Raw genomic sequence first — 19,318 nt, forward strand, 5'->3', positions numbered from 1 at the left:
TGTAAGAGTATGGCTAAATCCCCGAATTCCTCCGCTACAGATCCTGCTGTTCTGGCATTCTCGGCAGTCGAGGACGCGTTGAAGGAGTCGACTTTCGAAGCGCCACCGGCAGAGGAGCCGGCGCGCCGCTCCCGCCCCGCCGCCGAGCCCAACCGAAGTGAGCGCGCCCGCACGGCGGACAAAATCGCAAGCCACGCCAAGACCATTGCGAATGACGATCGTGTCCCGGCGTCACACATTCTTCAGAACCTGCAGACCCGTTCGCCGCGTACGCCGATGCTGATCGCGGCAGGCCTCTCCGCGATCTGGCTGGCGGGTACTGGTCTTGCTGGGATCGTCCGTTTCCAGGATGAGTTGCAGGACCCGCTGAGCTTTTTCGGCTCGCTGGAATTCGTCACCTGGGCAGTCACCATGGCTTTGCCTGTGGCTGGCTTTTTTGCTGTCGCAACGCTGTCCCGCCGTGCCCAAGAACTTCGCAACGCGGCCTCGTCCATCACTCAAGCCGCAATTCGCCTTGCTGAACCTGAGGTAACGGCCGCCGAGAAGGTGGCGACGGTCGGACAGGCCGTGCGCCGCGAAGTCAATGCGCTCGGCGATGGCCTGGAGCGGGCGATGTCGCGCGCCGGCGAGCTCGAAGTGATGATCCACAACGAGGTCACAGCGCTCGAAAAGACCTATGCCGACAACGAATCGCGCATGCGGGGTCTGATCTCGGAACTCGCGAGCCAGCGCGAAAGCGTATTGACCAACACTGACCGTGTTCGCGAAGCGATTACCGAGAGCCACACCGGGCTCGTGTTCGATCTCGACATGATCTCCCAGCGTATCGCCGGCACCATCATCGACAGCGGCGGCAATCTGACGAAGGCGCTGGAAACTGCCGGCACAACGCTGACCACCAGTTTTGACGAGCGTACCGAGAACTTCGTCGCGCTGATCGACAACCGCACCAACGATTTCCTGTCGAGCATAGATGACAGCTCGTCGCGCCTGGCGAAGACCTTCAAGGAGCACTCCGCCGGCATGTCGCAGACCTTTGACGGTCGTGCCGCGGAACTGTCCTCGACAATCGAGGCGCGGATGAATGAGCTGACTGCAGCCCTCGATGGCAGAACGTCGACGCTGTCTTCCGCCATCGAAGATCATACCGGGGCACTTTCGAGCGCCATCGACGAGCGCACGACAGCCCTCTCCACCCTGTTGACTGAAGGCGGCACGGCGCTTCTCGAGCAATTGCGCGTCCGTGGCCATGAGGTGAGCGGCACGCTCGATCGCATCGGCACGCGCATTGCGAGCGATATCTCGACGCGTTCACAGGAAGCCGAGACCATGCTGGACTCGCTGACGCGCCAGCTGGACGAGAGCGTTTCGACCCACCTCAACAACATCGACAGCCGCCTCAATTCGAGCCTGATCGAAATCAATGGCGCCCTCGACGAGACAGCAGAAAAGGCGCGCGAGACGATCTCCGGTGCTGGCCAGGACTCTCTCGCTGTCTTCGACGCGCGACTGACCGAAATCACCATCAACATTGATGACCGTCTGCACGCGCTGGACAACGTGGTGGGCGACAAGGGCGAGAGCCTGATTGCCCGGCTCGACGCCCACAACGAGACGTTCTCCGCCCACGCAGACAGCTTCAGCGCCTCGCTCGGCCAGATGACCGAACGGTTCACCAGCGAAATTACCGCCGGCACCGACGAACTGGATCAGGTTGTTGGCCGCCGCGCCAAGCAGATTACCGATACCCTCTCCAGCCGCACCGAAGAAATCTCCGGTTCTCTCGAAGGTCATTCGCAGATTATCGCGGAAGCCCTCGACGGGCGCACCCGTCAGCTGGATTCGATGCTGGCAGCGCGCGGGCGCGAGATCGATGAATCGCTCCAGATTCATACCCGCACCATCAATGATTCTTTTGATGGCCGTGCCAACGCGCTCGACAGCGCCCTTGCCAACCGCGCTCAGCAGATCGACGGCAGCCTTGAAAGCCGCAGCCGCACGCTGACCGAAGCCCTCGATACACGCGCTCAATCACTCGACGAGGCCCTTGGCGCACGTGCCAGCGAGATTGACGGCAATCTCGAGATCCACACCCAGACGATCACGGGTGCACTGGACACGCGCACGCAAGCTTTGACGGACTCTCTGGACAGTCGCGCCGCTGCACTGGACTCGAGCCTTGAGAGTCGTGCGCACGAAATTGACACCAGCCTCGAAAGCCGTACGCAGATCCTGTCGGATTCTCTTGATGGCCGGATCAACGTACTGTCGGAGTCAATCGACAGCCGTACCCGTACGCTCGATTCCAACCTCTCCAACCGGATCATGGAGATCGATGGTGCGCTTGAGGGACACACCCAGATTCTGACCGAGTCCATCGATAGCCGGACACGGACCCTCGATTCTTCACTGGCGGAGCGGGTGCGCGAAATAGACGCCAACCTTGAGGGCCACGGACGCGGCATCACTCAATCGATTGATGATCGCAGCCGCGTGCTGAACGAATCCCTGGCAGGCCAGGCGCGCGCCCTCGACAGCGCGCTTGGCTCCCACACCCAGGTCCTCGCCGATACCATCGATACACGTACCCGCGAACTCGACCGGCAGCTGACAGAGCGTGCCGTTGAGATCGACAATTCGCTGGGTGAGCACACCAACATTCTTACGGAATCTATCGATGGACGCGCCCTCGCCCTCGACAGCGCGCTCGCAACGCGTGCCGAAGAGATCGAAGGCACTTTTGATACGCATACACGGGCTGTCTCCGAAACCATGGACGCGCGCGTGCAGATTCTCGGCAGCACGCTCGAGGAACGTACCGCTCAAATGGCGGCAAGCTTCGACGAGCGCGCCAGCGCACTCGATCGCACGCTGATCGAGCAAGCCGAAAAGGTCGGCAGCGTGATCGATTCGCATGTCGACGGCATCGGCGATCGACTGGACGAGCGCTCGCGCGTTTTCGAAACAACGATTTCAGCACGCACGGAAGAGCTCGCAAATCGCATCACCGAACGCACGCAAGCCTTTGAACAGACTCTTGACTCGCGGGCTGCAGAGCTCAGCCACGCGCTGGAAAGCCGCACCGAAGCTCTCGCCGATCGCATCACCGACCGCACAGGCACGTTCGAGCGCGTGCTCGAAAGACGCACCGGCGAACTTGGCGAGTTGATGCAAAACCGGACCGTCGAGCTAAATAGCGCGCTTGTGGCCGGCACAGACAGCTTCGACTCCACGATCGGGTCGCGCGTGAGCGAACTGAGCAGTACGCTTAATTCGAGCGCCGAAGGGTTCGACCGCGCCGTGCAGGAGCGAATCTCTGCCCTCGCCTCGACCATGAGCGCCGGAACGGACCGCTTTGAGAACTCGGTGCTGAGCCGGACAGCAGAGCTGAACTCCGCCCTGACTTCCAGCGCGTCTGCTTTCGACAGCGCCGTGGAAACGCGAATTGCCGAGCTCGGCTCCACATTGAGCAGTGGCACCGACGCGTTCGACGCGACGATCACCGCGCGCACCAGCGAACTTGGCGAGACGCTCAGCTCGAGGACGGACGCGCTCGACCAGACGATCGCGCAGCGGACAACGCATTTTGACGACACGCTGTCTCAGCGTACCCGCGAGCTCGAGGAGCGGATCAGCGAACGCACGCGCCTTCTGGCGGAAAACCTCGAAACCGAGCGCACCACCTTCTCGGAGACGCTCGACAGCCGCACCCACCAGTTGGCCAGCGCCGTTGGAACGCGCACCCAGGCGCTGTCCGACGCACTCGGCCATCGCACCGAGCAGCTCTCGGGCATTCTCGCCAATCGCACGGATGAATTGTCTGCCGCGATCAGCGAGCGGACGGAAGCACTGGCAACAACGATCGAGAGCCAGAGCATCGCCGCCCGCGATCGGCTCGATGCATCTTCGACCATTCTCGTCGACACTATGTCCGAACGGGTCGATAGCATGTCGAGCCTGATCTCGACGCGCGTCGAGGAAGTTCGCACTAGCCTCGGCACCGGTGTCGACGATGCCGTTAGCCGCATTACAGACGCAGAGCGCGGTGTGTTGGCGAGCCTCGAGACCGCAAGTTCTCAGATCAGCGAGAATGCCCGCCTGGCCTCAGAGCGGATCGACACCAATGTGACGAATGCCCGCGACAGCATCACGGCCATGGTCGATCAGCGGCTTGGAACCCTGCCAGAGACCATCACGGCCCGGGCCGACATTACCGCCGAGCGCCTGGCGACGCTAAACGAAGCCATCAACACCTCGATCACGCAATCGATGACTGATCTGGAGACGGGCGCCGACCGCATCGAGGAAACCATCGGCAACCGCTTCGGCACCGCCACAGAGACGATCCTCGGCGACGTTACCGCAACTGCCGACCGGATGGATGGCGCGGTGCGATCCGCCCTCGCCCAGTTCCAGACGGCGGCGCAACGCATCGATGCGCTGGTTTCCGAGAAGGCGGTCTACGCGACCGACCGCATCGTCACGCGGCTCGAGGAGACCAACCGCACGGTCGACGAGACCACGCGTTCGTTTGCAGAGCTGATCAGCGAGCGTTCCGAGCAGTTGGAGACCGCACTCTCTGGCCACGGCAACGTGTTGCAGCGTGCGCTGGCAGAATCGAGCCAGGAGGCCGAGGCGCTGATGTCGGCGTCCACCTCGCGCATTCTCAGCGATGTGACCGCTGCCCTCGGCAAGCTCAACGACTCCAACCTGCTGCTGCAGCAGGTTCTGGATGCGTCGACCGATAACCTTGCCAAGCTTGAATCGAGCGTTTCGGAGCAGACTGCGACCTATTCCGGTGCGGTGCGCGACGCCATCGACCACACGGAAAGCGCCGGTCGCATGGTCCGCGAGCATGTCGGGGCGATGCAGACATCGATCCGTGGCATGGTCGAGGAATTCAGCAGCATGCTGGGTAAGCTCGACCGCGAGACAGCGCAGATTAACGAAGCGGCAGGCAACCTCTCGAACTCAAGCGAGTTTGCCCTGGAATCGCTCGAGGAGCGCCGTGGCGCAATGGATGCCCTGGCATCCACCTTCACCACCCGTGCCGACGATATCGACACCCGCATGCGCGCGTTTGCCCAATCGATCGCGGATACGGTGAACGATACCGAGCGCCGTCTCGTGAGTGCACGGCATGCAATGGACGAGGCCCTTACTGCAACGTCGGCGAACGTGACCGATACCATCGGCAGTGCAACCAATGCCGTTGCCGATGCGCTCGAAAACACCACCAACCAGTTCGACCGTTCGCTCGAAACCTCGCGAGAGCGCCTCGCCGCTATGCTGCAGGGCACGAGCGAAGAGATCGATGCTTCACTTACGACATCGACCGAATCGGTGACAGCAGCACTTCGCCAGAACACCAATCTGGTGAACGACGCCCTCGGCCGCACAGCCGATCGCGTCAATTCGGCGCTCACCGAGACGTCGGACAAGGTCAGCAACGTGCTGCAGGTCACTGGAGACAGCGTCACCGAGACGATCAACGCCACGACGCTGTCGGTCCGGCAGGCGATCGAGGAAAACTCCGGCTCGCTGCGCGATACCGTCAACAGCCACACGCAGACTCTGCGCGAAGCGTTCAAGAACACCAGCAGTGAACTGGGTGCAAGCATCGGCAAGTTCCACGAATCTGCCAGTGTGGAGAGCAAGCGGTCGCATGATGCAATGCGTTCCGCGCAGCAGACCATGCTTGACGAGATGCAGAAGGCGCTCGACGACGCCAGCAAGCGGTTCAATGATACTGCAGGGGCAATGCGCCAGACGGCGAAGGAAGTCGGCTCCGAACTCGAGGCGACCCGTTCGGAGCTGGCACGTGGGGTCAACGAACTGCCGGAAGAAACACGCGCCAGCGCAGCAGCGATGCGCCGCGTGGTCGCCGAGCAGATCGAGGCACTGAGCGAACTCAATGCCATCGTTCGCGCTCAGCCGGCAACGCGGGATATCGGCGGCGAACGCCGCAGTGCCGCGATCGCGCCGCCATCGCGCCCAGAGCCGCGTCAGGAAGCCCGCCCTGAGCCCGCGCGTCAGCAGGCTCCGGAACAGCCAGCGCGCCCTGCAGCACAGCCGCAGCGGCCTGCTCAACAAGCGACAGTCACGCAGCAGCGTCCAACGCCGCAGCCTGCTCCGGTCGCGACAGCAGAAGACGCCGGCGAGGCAACCGAGGAAGGCGGCTGGCTGCGTGATGTGTTGCGCAATGCAACCGCCAAGCAGGCCAACCCGCAGCCGACGCAAGGCCTGTCTGGCCTGACCGAGGACATCGTCCGGGCCATCGATGAACGGGCCATGGGTGATGCGTGGACGCGCTATCAGGCGCGTGAACCCGGCGCATTCTCGCGCCGCATCTACAGCCTCGCCGGCCAGAGCACCTACGATGAACTGCGTCGTCGCCTGCAGCGTGAACCGGAATTCGCGCGCAATGCCCAGGCCTATATGAGCGAGTTCGAGACATTACTGCGCCGTGTGGCTGGTGGTCCGGGGGCAGCCCGAGAGACCCGTCAGCACCTGCTCTCCGAGCGCGGGAAGGTCTATACCGCCCTCGCGCATGCAAGTGGCCGTCTCGACCAGTAACGGCGATACCTGATAGCAAACAAAAAGCCCCGGTCATTTGCCGGGGCTTTTTTTGTGACAGGCCGGCAGCGCCTAGCGGATCATTCCCTTGAGTTCGGCCTGTTCATATTTCGGATTCATCAGGCGTAGCGAGGCGACCACTAACACCGCTCCTACGGCCGAGCCGGCAGCCGCCACGTAAAAACCACCAGCGCCGAACGTTTCCGCCAGAACGCCAAAGCTGAGCAAAGCAACAACCGTGACCACCTGCCGTATCATCACGAAAAAACTTTGCGCTTCAGCGGCGATGTCCTCGGTGGTCCAGTTGGCGATGAAATTGGTGATCCCCAAAAATCCGAGTCCCATGGTCGCCATGTGCAGCAGCTGCAGCACAAGCAAAACCCATACATTGGGCTCCAGACCCATGCCGAACCAACGGAGCGCGCCACAGACGCAAGCAACAAAAATGATGTGCCGTGCCGCAAAACGCTTCGACAACCTCTCGAAGAACAACATCGCAAGGATTTCGCCTGCTGGTGCTGAGGCCCAGAGAAGGCCAATGGTAAGTCCGGAAAGGCCAGCTTCCGCCCAAATGAGCGCACCGAAAGCCATCTGCATCATGTGGCTAGCATGGAGCAGCGCGGCACCCAGCATAGTGAGCAGGAACCACGGGCGCCACAACTCGCCGATCCTGACCGCAACCAGCGGACTGATGGGAGCATCGATGGGGTAATGCGGCCGATGCGCCGCTTCTTCGCCACCCCGGAACAAAGGCAGTTGCAGCGAGAGCACCGCTCGGATGGCGCAGACCACGATCAGCAATGGCACGAATGCCACCGCACCTTCGAGGTCGAGCACGAAACCCGCAATCAGCGTCGTGACGATAAACCCAAGGGTGCCCCAGACACGAATGGCGCCAAAATTCAGCGACTGGCGTCGTGACATCCTGTACGTCGCCGCGTCGACGATTGGTGCGATCGCCTGAAACGGCACGATAACCAAGGTCCAGATAATCAGGATTGGCCACAATCCATCGCTGAACAACAGCAGAACCGGGGGAACCGTGGCAAAAACGGAGCCGAAGACGATGACTGAGCGCCAATCGTTCGCCTTATCGGCGATGCGACCGACAATCAGGTTGAGCGCGATCATCGCAAAGATCGGCGCTGCGTTGACCAGGCCGATGTAAGTCTCGTCTATGCCCTTGTCGCTCAACCAGATGGGAAGAAACGGATTGGCTACAGCGCCTGTGCTGAATAGCGAGGTGTAATACAGGCCGGTTCGGGCGGCAGGCGAAGACAGGCGTGCCGCCAGGGGCAATCGCATCGACAGACAGGCTCCGGAAAGGCGTCGGGCAGGTGATTGTCAACAATGCGCCCGACTCAGCCCGCGTGCAACCCTGAGGCAGTCGCAGATCTAGACTGCCTGCGCCTTGGGCATCGGGACCTTGTCCACCAAAGCGTTCGAGAATTGAGAGGCGCTTTCCGCCCAAGTGAAGCCCTCGGCATGGCGCCTTGCACCGGTGCGGGAAAGAGCGAGCGCCCTGACCACTGCTGCCTTCAGATCTTCGTCTAGTACACCGGCTGCGGGATCGGTGATGACGTCAATCGGGCCGATCACCGGATGCGCGGCGACAGGTACCCCCGAAGCCAGCGCCTCGATCATGACGTTGCCGAACGTGTCGGTGCGGCTGGGGAAGACGAAGACATCAGCACTCCGATAGATCGCCGCCAGCTCGTCGCCATGACGATATCCCAGAAACAACACGTCGGGAAAACGCTGCTCTAGTTCGGCGCGCTGCGGCCCGTCGCCGACCACGATCTTGGTGCCTGCGATATCGAGGTCCAGGAAGGCAGCGATATTTTTCTCAGTCGAGACCCGACCGACATAGAGCATGTGCGGGCCAGCGAGACCGGTGAACCAGCTCTTCTCGCCCGGGGAAAACGCCTCGGTATCGACGCCGCGCGACCATAGCGTCAGATTGGTGAAGCCCCGCCCTGCAAGGTCCGCCATCATTGAGGGGGTCGGCACGAGTGTCCGGCTTGCGGCTGCATGGAACCAGCGCAGATAGGCCCAGCTCCATTCCGTCGGCACGGGAACGCGGGCCGATACATATTCGGCAAACCGAGTGTGGAAACTGGTCGTGAAGCTCCAGCCCCTCTCGAGGCAGGCGCCGCGCGCCTGCAAGCCGAGCGGACCTTCCGTGGCGATGTGGATGTGCTCGGCGCCCGATGCTGCGATCTGCTCTGCCACCGCTCCCGGCGGCGTTAATGACAGCCGAACCTCGGGGTAAGTCGGCAACGGGACGGTCCAGAACCGGGAGGGCGTGAGATAATTGACCTCAAAATGCCGACTGCGGAGTTCTCTTCCCATGGCCGAAAGGCTGCGCACCACACCGTTGGTCTGCGGGTGCCAGGCATCTGTTACGATCAGAAGCCGCGTTATTGCGCTGCGCGGCGCAATCGGAACCGCCGCCGTTCGGTAACTGCCATCTCGGTCCATTTCACCAGCTCAAATGTGCCGTCCGGGTTCTCAATGGCAGCGGTGCAGCTTTCCACCCAGTCTCCGGTGTTGATGTAGTGCACACCGAACCTGTCATGCATGTCGGCAAAGTGAATATGCCCGCAGATGACACCATCGACGCCCGATTCGCGTGCCTCGTGTACCAGGGCCTCCTCGAAATGGCCGATGACGCTGACAGCGTTCTTGACCTTCTGCTTGGCCCAGGCAGACAACGACCAGTATTGCAGGTTGAGCCGACGCCGTGCCCAGTTCACGAGCACATTCATTCGCAGCACGGTGTTGTAGGCCCAGTCCCCCACATGGGCGAGCCATTTGGCGTGCATCACAACCACGTCGAACTGATCGCCGTGGATGACCAGATACGTCTTTCCTGTGGCACTGGTATGAATGGTGCGGTCGACGAACTCGACCTCGCCAAAATAAGTACCGAGATACTCGCGCAGGAATTCATCGTGATTGCCGGGGATGTAGACGATGCGTGTGCCGGCATTGGCTTTCTCGAGCAGCACCTGCACGAGGATGTTATAGTCGCTGGGCCAGTACCAATTGCGCCCGAGCCGCCAGCCATCAACAATGTCTCCGACAAGATAGATGGTTTCGGCGTCGTGATTTCTCAGGAACTCTGTGAGTTGGCCGACTCGAGCCATACGCATGCCCAGGTGCACATCAGAGATAAACAGCGACCTGACGTGCCGTACTTCGCGCTCCTGGGTCATATCGCTCCTCGATTCGCCGGTCTGCAGGTACGATCAAGACCGACCTACCCGCGGATTACAACAGGAACAAGACCACAGCCAGCATCATCAGGCCAGCGAGGATCAAGCCCAGATACTGCTCCAGCCCTGTTCTGCGGAGAAAGCGCTCAAGCTGTTGCCCGAACACCATCCAAAGGCTGCCCGAGAAAGGGCCGAGAGCAAGGCAGCCCAAGGTCAGAGCCGATAACAGCAGCAGTCGGCTTGCCTGCGCAGATGTGACGACGAGGGTGACGAACGAAATGGCCATCGCCCACGCCTTTGGATTGATCCACTGGAACAACGCCGCCTCGATAAACCGCATCGGACGCTCCCGTGCCCGCACATTGCCGATTTTGAGGCCGAGCAAGGTGAAAGCCATCCATGCGAAGTAGGCAGCAGCCAGCCAGCGCATCACCTGCTTGATTTGCGGAAACTGCGCAAAGACTTCTCCCAGTCCGAGTCCGACGACGAAGACCATGAGCGGAAAGCCGACAACGATGCCGAGCAGATGCGGGATGGTGCGCTTCAGCCCGAACTTCGCACCCGACGCCATCAGCATCAGATTGTTGGGACCAGGCGAGAAGAACGTGGGAATGGCCGCGGTAAGAAACGCGAGCACAGGAAGGGAGTCCATCAAAGGCTCATTTTATGTCAGCATAACTGACCTATAATTAGCCTCTTTCCCTGCCATTCGCAAGCGCGCGCTTATTCAGCCGAGCATGGATTTCAGCGCGGTTATGCGCTGGTAACTCTCGCGAATTCGGTTCGCGAAAGCCGGATCCCGCTCAGCCTCATCAAGGAGGATGCCGCGCACCCTCGCCGCAAGGTTGGGATCGTAAGCTGCGGTGTTCGAGAACAGGAGCACATCCATCCCGGCCCGAACCGCCTGGATAACCGTGTTCTCCAGGGAAAAATGCTCGCGAATGGCGCCCATTTCGAGGTCATCGCTGATGACAACACCATCGAACCCCAGCTGATCGCGCAGCACGTCGGTGATCCACACCGGGGAAAGGCTTGAGGGCAGACCGCTGACGCCGCCCGAATACTCTTCGTGGTAGAGGTGCCCAATCATTACAAAGTCATTGTATCCGGCCGAAATCAGCTGCCTGTACGGCTCGAGCTCGGCCTCCTGCCAACTGTCTGTAATATCGACAAATCCTTCGTGACTGTCTGCAGTCGACGAGCCGTGCCCCGGAAAATGCTTGAGCGCTGTCAGGATCCCGGCGGCGTGGTGGGCATTGATGAATGCTGCGTTATAGGCGGTAACGGTTTCCGCATCGGCTGCGAACGCACGTCCGTATCGAGCGATGATCTGGTTGTCAGGATTGAGGTCGAGATCCGCCACGGGACCGAAATTCACGTTGAACCCTACGGCTGCGATCTGTTCGGCCATGTCCGCATAGAGCGACTGCGCTTCTGCCGGCGTCCTGCTTTGCGCCACGCTGCGGGCGTTAGGGATTTCACGAAAACCGACATCCTCGGTGAGCCTTTCAACCGCGCCCCCCTCCTGGTCGAGCGTGATGAAGGGAACGGGGGAAGCGGACGAACGAAAAGCGGCGTTCATCTCGGCCACAGCATCCAGCGACGCGACGTTTCGCTTCAAATACATGACCCCGCCCAATCGACCGGCGGCGATCTCGCTGCTCAGTGCCTGCACGGACGAATCGGAGGCCGCGTCACCCTCGAATCCCACCAGCACCATCTGGCCCGCCATTTGTTCGAGCGTTTGAGCGGAGGCGGGCAGCGCCACTGCGAGCGTGGCGGCTGCTATGAGACCGAGTTTGGCAAATGCAATCATGATGCAGAATCAACGTCCCTGTTTCAGAGAGCATGACCGGCACACTCTGCTGAAACAATGGCAGAACAGATCACGACGTTGCGTGTGCCCCGCGCCGGGCTGGCGCAAAGCAAATCCAAGACAGCCTAGCGGTTCTGTCGATGCTCGATGAGATCGTCGACAACGCCAGGGTCGGCAAGGGTCGAAGTATCACCGAGGCTGCCGAAATCGTTCTCAGCCACCTTGCGCAGAATGCGGCGCATGATCTTGCCGGATCGCGTCTTCGGCAGGCCGGGTGCCCACTGGATCATGTCCGGGCTGGCAATCGGGCCGATCTCCTTGCGGACCCAGTTTCTCAACTCGGCGCGCAACTCTTCCGATTCTGTTTCACCGGACATTAGCGTCACATAGCAGTAGATACCCTGCCCTTTGACATCGTGCGGATAGCCGACGACGGCCGCCTCCGAAACCTTCGGATGCGCAACGAGCGCGCTTTCGATCTCGGCGGTGCCCAGGCGGTGGCCGGAGATGTTGAGGACATCGTCGACGCGACCGGTGATCCAGTAGTAGCCGTCCTCGTCCCTGCGACAGCCATCACCGCTGAAATAGTAGCCTTTGTAAGTCTCGAAATAGGTCGAGACGAACCGCGCATGATCGCCATAGACGGTGCGCATCTGGCCCGGCCAGCTGTCCTTGATGCACAAGACGCCCTGTGCCTCGGTATCTGTCTGTTCCTGGCCCTCGGGCGAAAGCACCACAGGTTGCACACCGAAAAAGGGCTTGGTAGCCGAACCGGGCTTGGCCGCAATGGCACCAGGCAGCGGCGTGATCATGTGCCCGCCGGTTTCGGTTTGCCACCACGTATCGACAATCTCGCAGTTCTCCTTGCCGATGTTCCGGTAGAACCACATCCATGCCTCGGGGTTGATCGGCTCCCCAACCGTTCCCAGAAGGCGCAAGCTCGACAAATCGTTCTTCTGTGTCCAATCGACACCCGCGCCCATCAGCGCGCGAATGGCAGTGGGCGCAGTATAATAGACCGCGATCTTGTGGCGCTCTATCACCTGCCAGTGCCGGCTGGCGTCGGGCCAATTTGGCACACCCTCGAACATCACGGTGGTCGCGCCGTTGGCCAGCGGCCCGTAAACGATATAGCTGTGCCCCGTGACCCAGCCGACATCCGCCGTGCACCAGTAGACTTCCCCGTCCTTGTAGTCGAACACGCGCTCATGCGTCAGGCTCGCCCACAGCAGATAGCCGCCAGTGGTGTGCAGCACGCCTTTTGGCTTGCCGGTCGATCCGGAGGTATAAAGAATGAACAGCGGGTCTTCCGCATTCATCGCCTCTGGGGGGCAATCTGTGGACGCCTGCTGCGAGGCCTCGTGCCACCAGACGTCGCGGCCTTCGCTCACATCGACGTCGCCGCCGGTATTGCGAACCAGCAGCACCTTCTCGACGCCGGCACAGTCCTTGAGCGCCGCATCGACGTTCTTTTTCAGCGGCACCACCTTGCCACCGCGCCTACCCTCGTCGGCAGTGACGACAATGTTGCTGTCACAATCGTTGATGCGGCCGGATAAGGCGTCGGGAGAAAAACCAGCGAAGACCACGGAGTGCACAGCACCGATGCGCGCACAGGCCAGCATGGCATAGGCCGCCTCGGGGATCATCGGCAAGTAAATGGTGACGCGATCGCCTTTTTTGGCACCGAGCGATTTCAGCACGTTGGCGAAGCGCGAAACCTCTTCGTGCAGTTCGCGATAGGTAATAGATCGGGAGTCGGCTTTCGGATCATCCGGTTCCCAGATAATGGCGATCTGGTCGCCGCGCGTCTCGAGGTGGCGGTCAATACAGTTCGCGGCAACGTTCAGCTCGCCGTCCTCGAACCATTTGATGGACACGTCAGGGTAAGCGAAGCTCGTGTTCTTGACCTTGGTGAATGGCTTGATCCAGTCCAGCCGCGCCGCCTGCTCCCGCCAGAAACCGTCGGGATCGGAGACCGACCGCTCATAGAGCGCCTCATACTGCTCCTTGGTGGTCAGCGTGTTGGCAATTGCGGTTTCGCTGGGCTCGAAGATGAGCTGATCGCTCATGTGCATCCTCCATGTGTCTCCCTGACTCTTTCTAGTCATCACCAGGCGGTGGGGCAAGGTCGCCGCGCTCTACGTGTTAACCCCATAATGCGTTGCTGCTTCGGCAGACCCGCACAGGCTGCTAGCGTGCAGTCTCAAGGAGAGCTGCAATGTCCACAGCCGCCATTGTCGAAAACGAAGATCATCAGGTCTCACACGCCACACGACAGCCCTCGGGGTATCGCGCCGCGACATCTGATGATCTGAAATGGGTTCACGGGCGGCTGATGGAGGCGATCGACACCTCACCGCACTATGCAGCCGACTTCAAAGCCTACGAGAAAGCACGCATCTCGCAAGATTATCTCGGGGCGCTGATCGAAGCCGACCCGTTTCACGTCATGGTTTTCGAGCGCAATGGCGAGCCTGCGGCCTTCATGATCAGCGGGCCGGAACTGGGTACGCTATGGCTGTACTGGTCCTATGTCCTGCCCGAACACCGGCGCAGCCGGCTCGGCCTGTCCGGCATGCGCGACTTCATCGCGCATTGGGATAATGGCCGGTTCCACAAGATCGCCACCTATACCAAGCCAGGCAACGACGTGGCCGAAGCGATCATGAAGCGGTTTCAGTACAGGCTGGTGGCGCGGCTCGAACAGCACATCTTTGGCGAGGACTACCTGCTGTACGAGCGTGCGCTGACAAAGCGCGAGCCAGGATACGACCTTGGGCTTCGGTTGGGCATGCGCGCCCGACTTGGCCGCAGGGTGCGACGCCTGCTCCGGCTGTAGCCTATTCTGCGGGAACCGTGTGCGGGCGACGCAGCCACGCAAAAATCGACACATCCACCCGAGCTGTCCGCAGCGCGACATACCATAGCGATATCGACCACAGGCTGATCGCAATCAAAGCTGCGACTGCCGCGCCCATCAGGCCATAGGGTGGCACCAGAAGAAGGTTTGCGACAAACAGCGTCGCGAGCCCAAGAAACACCGCCGGTATGCTCGACCAGGGCCGATCATGGATCGACAGGACCACCGAGGCGGGCCCCATCAGCGAGCGTACGAGCAGCGCCAGGCATAGGACCGACAGCGGCATGGCTCCGGCAGCGAACTCGGGGCCAAACAATCGCAGCGCAAACGGGCCGAGAAGCGACATGCCGATGAAGAGCAGTGCCGACAGCGCGCCTGCCACGAGATTGGCCTCGCCGACCTTGCGATGAAAGCCTGCTCGGTCGTCGCTCGCCTCACTCTCGAACATGTCGGGCATGATGACGGCATATACTGCCGCAACGCCGAACGAGATCAGCGAGAAGATGCGCGTACAGATGCCGAAGACCGCCAATTCCTCGCGCGGCATGTGGGCACTGAGGATCAGAAGGTCGATATCGAAGAAAAAATCGGTGGCGAGCGAAATCAGCACCCACGGCAACGCGAAGCGCCACCAGCGGCGCACGTGCTGTGGATCATCGAGGGACGAGGCCTGCCCGATGCTTCGCGCCGCCGAAACCACGAAGCCGAAATGCACGATGGATATGACGGCATAGCCAATCCCCACCACCCAGAGCATGACGGTGAAGGCCGTATCGGGCGATGACAAGAAGATAGAGGCGCCGGCAAAGGCCGCGATCACCACCATCGGCCGGAAGATAGTATCCGCAAGAAACCCCGCCAATGGGCGCTTCAGGCCGACCAGTACCGCGCCATTGATAAAAACCATGGTGGTGCCAAAAGCCAGGAGGCAAGCCGGCACGAAGTGGAGCGCCAGCGTACTCGCGCCTTGCCCCAGCAGGTCCAGCAAAGGGTGCCCGAGGATCACCAGCGCCGCGAACATGCCAACTGCATGACCGTAGGCGCGCATCAGAAAAGCTCTGAGTTGACGTCGATCCTGACGTGCCCGGTATTCGGCGGCAAAGTAAGTGCCAATGGTCTGAAACCCGAGCGGCATCACCACGGCGACGAGATTGACCGTCGCGATGATGACCAGATACTCGCCGAGTATCTCGGCGCCCCAGAAACGCGCGATCATCGCCTGGACAACAAAGATCAGACCGGCACCGCCGAGACGTGCGCCAAAGATCAACGTCGATTGCGAAGCCAGCCGCCGATAAAGGCTCATTCAGTGTCTCCGGCGCGACGCTCCTGGTCGGGCCGTGCCTTGGGGTTACGCCACCCATCCACATGTCGCCTCACCTGATGGAAGGCATCGCGGGCAGCGAACGCGCCAAGGCCGGTCAAGTAAGCGAAACGGCTGGCCGCGTAGTTGGCGACAGGTGGCACCGGCTGGATAACACCTGCCGTGCCGACCATGCCTTTCTTGAACTGATGCAGGCCCTGGAACCCGTCTGTGCCTCCAAGGTCGTACCAATCGGCGCAGGTGTTATCGCGCAGCCAGCGGATAATGTGCCAGTGCAGGAAGTACCCGGCTCGCAGGGGCAGCGCTTGATCGCTGGTCGCACCATACAGATAAACCGCACGGTCACCTGCCTTGAAGATTATGGCGCCCGCCACAAGCGCCTCGTCCTTGCGTACGAAAAAGAGCTCCGGCCGCAGCGCCTCGGGGTCCATCGTCATTAGCTCATCGACGGTGCCGTAAGCGGAATGGTCTGGGAACTGCTTGCGATCGGTCATGGCATTATAGAGCATGTGGAAGTCCTCCATCCGCTCCGCGGTTGCGTGCTCGAAGTCCAGACCCTGCTTGAGAGACTTGTTGAGATGATACCGCCACTTCTGATGGAAGCTCTTGCGAAGACCATCGTCGTCAAGGCGCAGGTTGACGATATAGCGGTCTGGAAACAGCAACTCGGACCCGGGGCGGAACCCTCGGCGGATCAGAGCATCATAGCGCCGATTGGGGCTAAAGAGCGCGGCCCGCGGCAGCACCGAGAGCATCATCCGGCGGCGCTCGGCATATTCCCCTATCAGGCATTCGATCATTGCGTCATGAAGTTCATCCGCATCAGGCGCCGCAGTGTCCCGCAGCATCGGCCCCCATTTGGTGATCGCAATGGCGCCTACGCCGAGCGGCAGCCGCTGCACCATCACCATCGTGCCACCGACGACCTCGCCGTTGCGCCGGAACACAACGGGTTCCTGCACCACCCCTGGCCAGCGCGACTGCGCGAAGACATGCATCTGCTCCTGGCACGCCTCATCGAACCCCGCGATGATCTCGTCCCAGGCCTCGCCGGTGACCAGCTCATGGGTCAGTCGCACCGCACCTGCGGCTCGCGAATAAGCAGCGGACGGTGCCAGCGATGGCGCGGCCTCGGTAGACACGGACATGAGACGCTCCAGATTGAAAACTTTGTTGCCATCAACCTAGGTCCCCACCATGGGCAAATTCCTACCAGCACTGCCAAATCGACCGAATACCTGGCGCAATGGTTACCCGCTGGTCTCCGAAAATGATAAAAAGTGGCCTTTCGCACGCAAGCTTGGAAAACCGTAATGGGGCGCCGCTTGGCGCCCCTGCTATGATCAACTCACTTGGATTTCTTGTGCTCTCCAAGGGTGACGGCACCCTTCGTCGACGCTGCGGCGGCGATCGTCTTGAGCTTCTCCTGCTTGGGCTTTTTCGCTTCGCGGTTTCCCCGCATCTGACCTTTGGCCATGGGTGTTCGTCCTGAACAGGACGGAGCATGATCGCTCCGTCACAAGCGCAGTATGGCACTGCGCGGGGGGAACAGTGATCACAATTTTCTTCAGGAAGATTCTGCTGTGTCGCTATCGCTCCCAGCCGTCCCGCATCAGCGTATAGGCGAAAGACGCCGTCCAGCCGATGAGCGCGAAGCCGTTCAGCGCTTCGATGCCTGAGATGATCCTGAGCGCCCCGAGTGGGTAGATATCGCCGACACCCAGCGTCGTGTAGCTCATCAAGGAGAAATAGAACTGATCAAGGGGCGTGCCTTCGATCTCGCCGGCGAGCGAGCCCCAGCCTGCGGATTCTGCAATGTGATAAGCTAGCGCATACAGTCCTACTGACAGCAACTGCGCCACAGTGAGCACAGCCATACCGATTAGTGTTCCCGCCTGCCGCTGCAGGCCGCTGCCCTGCAGCCAGCCTCTAGTGAGGATCATCGCCTGATAGTGCAAGATCAGGGAAAGGCTCATCAAAGTGATTGAAATCAGGATCGCAATCCCGGTTTCTATAAAACCGTTCATCGCTTGATACCCCTCGATCAGCAGCGCTTCGATCTGCTACCTTTATCAGCATCGATTGCGACGAGTGTGCCCCATGTGCCGAGAGTTGCCCCGCAATGGGAACAGGCAACACGCTCGAAGCTGTGCAGATGAACCGCGGTGATCGAATTCCTGATGCCGCAACTATTGCATATAATCTGCGCAGCACAGGGTCCTATGTCATCCCGTCCCATGACTGGCTCCCCAAGGCATTAAGTATGAGGAGCAGTTTGTGTCATCGACGTCGCGAGCGATACACAGGGTGCGCAACCGTACGCCAGCGCGTGACGTGTGCTAGTCGAACTTCACGACCTCCTGTGCGGTGATCGTGCCGAGGACCAGCCCCTCTCCATCGCACACATTGATGCGCATGTGGTCAAGCGACCGGCCTTGTAATATGCGGCTCGCGACGAGCTCACGCACCGAACGTAAAGCTTCAGCCTGCGCCAGAGCAAATGTAGCGAACTCACTTCCATCCGGATCGGCAATCGTCTCGTCGTGATCTATGATATTCAAAAAGTATCGCGGCACAGCTGTTGATCTCCAAAGGCCCATGTCGCTCAGTAAATCCAACCGACCCCCGCGTGGTAAAATCAACTTTTCAGCGCAAGGGACCCAACAATTCCTGATATTCCCTTTCAGGGGTGCCATATGCATCCTGAGCGAACAGCTCCAGCGCTTCGCGATCTAGAACTGTGATCACTCCGCGCCGGGAACGGATCATGTGCGCGCCCTCAAGAATGTGCAGAGATTCCGTCACGCTCGGTCGTCGCACAGCCAGCATCAGAGCGATAAACTCGTGCGTGAGTTCGATATCACCGTCGTCAACGCGGTCATGACACATCAGGATCCAGCGCGCCAACCGCTCCGTCACCTTATGAATCGCATTGGACTGAGCGGTATGAGCCGTCTGAAGCCAGAGCGTGTGCGCAAAGTTGAGGAACGCTTTGCGCAATCCCGCCCTTTCGTCCAGCATCATCATCATGGTGTGGACGGGGATGCGATGCCCCTGCCCGGGCACCTGCATGATGATTTTGGTAGATGAACGACGAACGCCAAGCACAGGCGCGACCGGTAGGACGCCATCACGACCGATCAGCCCGACCTCAACGCGATTACCCTCCGTCGAAACGGCCATTAGCGATCCGATACCGGTATCCGGAAAATAGCAGAAATCAGCATCCTCGCCGGCAGCGAGGATGTCTTGCTTGTGGATGAGGCGTACGGGCTCGAGATATCCTGAGATGGCTTCGAAGTCTTCCGCTTCGAGATAGCGCAGTAGCCGGTTCTGGATGTGCGACTTTTGAAGAGCCATTCTTGCGCCTCCATATTGGGCGCAAGAGCAAGCGCGCTTTGTCTCTCAGCCGTTCGCGCCCTGTTGATGTGCGAACGATCAACTAGGCATTTCACATCGCAGCGGCGACAGATAGCATCCGTCTGCTACCGTACAAAAGTCTCATCGCTTGGAACCAGCGT

The 19,318-nt window shown here is 60.6% G+C and carries 14 protein-coding genes; 2 read left to right on the top strand and 12 right to left on the bottom strand.

What is annotated here, in order from left to right; genetic code table 11:
- The first annotated feature begins 9 nt into the window (after positions 1 to 9).
- Positions 10 to 6,576, top strand: a complete 6,567-nt coding sequence (locus IE127_RS03555) for an apolipoprotein A-IV repeat region-like domain-containing protein (RefSeq protein WP_189423485.1) — start codon at positions 10 to 12, stop codon at positions 6,574 to 6,576.
- A 72-nt stretch (positions 6,577 to 6,648) separates the two neighbouring features.
- Here IE127_RS03555 and IE127_RS03560 read toward each other — a convergent pair whose 3' ends face one another.
- The 6 genes from IE127_RS03560 to acs form a co-directional block, all read right to left on the bottom strand.
- On the bottom strand, positions 6,649 to 7,881 hold the full coding sequence (locus IE127_RS03560; RefSeq protein WP_189423487.1) for an MFS transporter: 1,233 nt from the start codon (positions 7,879 to 7,881) through the stop codon (positions 6,649 to 6,651).
- A gap of 90 nt (positions 7,882 to 7,971) precedes the next feature.
- Complete coding sequence (locus tag IE127_RS03565) at positions 7,972 to 9,057, bottom strand: glycosyltransferase family 4 protein (RefSeq protein WP_210310408.1); 1,086 nt, start codon at positions 9,055 to 9,057, stop codon at positions 7,972 to 7,974.
- Positions 8,997 to 9,794, bottom strand: coding sequence for a UDP-2,3-diacylglucosamine diphosphatase (locus IE127_RS03570; protein WP_189423489.1), 798 nt, complete (start codon positions 9,792 to 9,794; stop codon positions 8,997 to 8,999). Before IE127_RS03570 ends, IE127_RS03565 begins: the two co-directional genes overlap by 61 nt.
- Positions 9,795 to 9,849: 55 nt before the next feature.
- Positions 9,850 to 10,446, bottom strand: a complete 597-nt coding sequence (locus IE127_RS03575; RefSeq protein ID WP_189423491.1) for a LysE family translocator — start codon at positions 10,444 to 10,446, stop codon at positions 9,850 to 9,852.
- A 75-nt stretch (positions 10,447 to 10,521) separates the two neighbouring features.
- Positions 10,522 to 11,610, bottom strand: a complete 1,089-nt coding sequence (locus IE127_RS03580) for a glycoside hydrolase family 3 N-terminal domain-containing protein (RefSeq protein WP_189423493.1) — start codon at positions 11,608 to 11,610, stop codon at positions 10,522 to 10,524.
- A 125-nt stretch (positions 11,611 to 11,735) separates the two neighbouring features.
- A complete protein-coding gene (gene acs, locus IE127_RS03585; protein WP_189423496.1) occupies positions 11,736 to 13,682 on the bottom strand; it encodes an acetate--CoA ligase in 1,947 nt (648 codons plus the stop codon).
- A gap of 149 nt (positions 13,683 to 13,831) precedes the next feature.
- Between acs and IE127_RS03590 the strand changes: the two genes are divergently transcribed.
- Positions 13,832 to 14,452 (top strand): GNAT family N-acetyltransferase, encoded by a 621-nt coding sequence (locus IE127_RS03590; protein WP_189423498.1) that lies wholly within the window; start codon positions 13,832 to 13,834, stop codon positions 14,450 to 14,452.
- Between the two features lies 1 nt (position 14,453).
- Here IE127_RS03590 and IE127_RS03595 read toward each other — a convergent pair whose 3' ends face one another.
- The 6 genes from IE127_RS03595 to IE127_RS03615 form a co-directional block, all read right to left on the bottom strand.
- Complete coding sequence (locus IE127_RS03595; RefSeq protein WP_189423500.1) at positions 14,454 to 15,779, bottom strand: lipopolysaccharide biosynthesis protein; 1,326 nt, start codon at positions 15,777 to 15,779, stop codon at positions 14,454 to 14,456.
- Positions 15,776 to 16,945: a lipid II:glycine glycyltransferase FemX gene (locus IE127_RS03600; protein WP_189423502.1), complete on the bottom strand. Its 1,170-nt coding sequence runs from the start codon at positions 16,943 to 16,945 to the stop codon at positions 15,776 to 15,778. The genes IE127_RS03595 and IE127_RS03600 overlap by 4 nt, the downstream gene beginning before the upstream one ends.
- 200 nt (positions 16,946 to 17,145) lie before the next feature.
- Entirely contained in the window at positions 17,146 to 17,274 is a 129-nt protein-coding gene (locus tag IE127_RS19805) for a hypothetical protein (RefSeq protein WP_280516632.1), read from the bottom strand.
- 112 nt (positions 17,275 to 17,386) lie between these two features.
- A complete protein-coding gene (locus tag IE127_RS03605; protein WP_210310410.1) occupies positions 17,387 to 17,824 on the bottom strand; it encodes a potassium channel family protein in 438 nt (145 codons plus the stop codon).
- A gap of 312 nt (positions 17,825 to 18,136) precedes the next feature.
- Positions 18,137 to 18,358: a DUF6894 family protein gene (locus IE127_RS03610; RefSeq protein ID WP_189423504.1), complete on the bottom strand. Its 222-nt coding sequence runs from the start codon at positions 18,356 to 18,358 to the stop codon at positions 18,137 to 18,139.
- A gap of 85 nt (positions 18,359 to 18,443) precedes the next feature.
- Positions 18,444 to 19,157: a Crp/Fnr family transcriptional regulator gene (locus IE127_RS03615; protein ID WP_189423506.1), complete on the bottom strand. Its 714-nt coding sequence runs from the start codon at positions 19,155 to 19,157 to the stop codon at positions 18,444 to 18,446.
- Between the last annotated feature and the right edge of the window lie 161 nt (positions 19,158 to 19,318).

The sequence above is a fragment of the Devosia pacifica genome, from assembly GCF_014652635.1.
Lineage (GTDB): Bacteria > Pseudomonadota > Alphaproteobacteria > Rhizobiales > Devosiaceae > Devosia > Devosia pacifica.

What these genes read in the sequence shown, in the direction of transcription:
- IE127_RS03555 (WP_189423485.1), top strand. Translation starts at nt 10, where the DNA reads ATGGCTAAATCCCCGAATTCCTCCGCTACAGATCCTGCTGTTCTGGCA.
- IE127_RS03560 (WP_189423487.1), bottom strand. Translation starts at nt 7,881, where the DNA reads ATGCGATTGCCCCTGGCGGCACGCCTGTCTTCGCCTGCCGCCCGAACC.
- IE127_RS03565 (WP_210310408.1), bottom strand. Translation starts at nt 9,057, where the DNA reads ATGGACCGAGATGGCAGTTACCGAACGGCGGCGGTTCCGATTGCGCCG.
- IE127_RS03570 (WP_189423489.1), bottom strand. Translation starts at nt 9,794, where the DNA reads ATGACCCAGGAGCGCGAAGTACGGCACGTCAGGTCGCTGTTTATCTCT.
- IE127_RS03575 (WP_189423491.1), bottom strand. Translation starts at nt 10,446, where the DNA reads ATGGACTCCCTTCCTGTGCTCGCGTTTCTTACCGCGGCCATTCCCACG.
- IE127_RS03580 (WP_189423493.1), bottom strand. Translation starts at nt 11,610, where the DNA reads ATGATTGCATTTGCCAAACTCGGTCTCATAGCAGCCGCCACGCTCGCA.
- acs (WP_189423496.1), bottom strand. Translation starts at nt 13,682, where the DNA reads ATGAGCGATCAGCTCATCTTCGAGCCCAGCGAAACCGCAATTGCCAAC.
- IE127_RS03590 (WP_189423498.1), top strand. Translation starts at nt 13,832, where the DNA reads ATGTCCACAGCCGCCATTGTCGAAAACGAAGATCATCAGGTCTCACAC.
- IE127_RS03595 (WP_189423500.1), bottom strand. Translation starts at nt 15,779, where the DNA reads ATGAGCCTTTATCGGCGGCTGGCTTCGCAATCGACGTTGATCTTTGGC.
- IE127_RS03600 (WP_189423502.1), bottom strand. Translation starts at nt 16,945, where the DNA reads ATGTCCGTGTCTACCGAGGCCGCGCCATCGCTGGCACCGTCCGCTGCT.
- IE127_RS19805 (WP_280516632.1), bottom strand. Translation starts at nt 17,274, where the DNA reads ATGGCCAAAGGTCAGATGCGGGGAAACCGCGAAGCGAAAAAGCCCAAG.
- IE127_RS03605 (WP_210310410.1), bottom strand. Translation starts at nt 17,824, where the DNA reads ATGAACGGTTTTATAGAAACCGGGATTGCGATCCTGATTTCAATCACT.
- IE127_RS03615 (WP_189423506.1), bottom strand. Translation starts at nt 19,157, where the DNA reads ATGGCTCTTCAAAAGTCGCACATCCAGAACCGGCTACTGCGCTATCTC.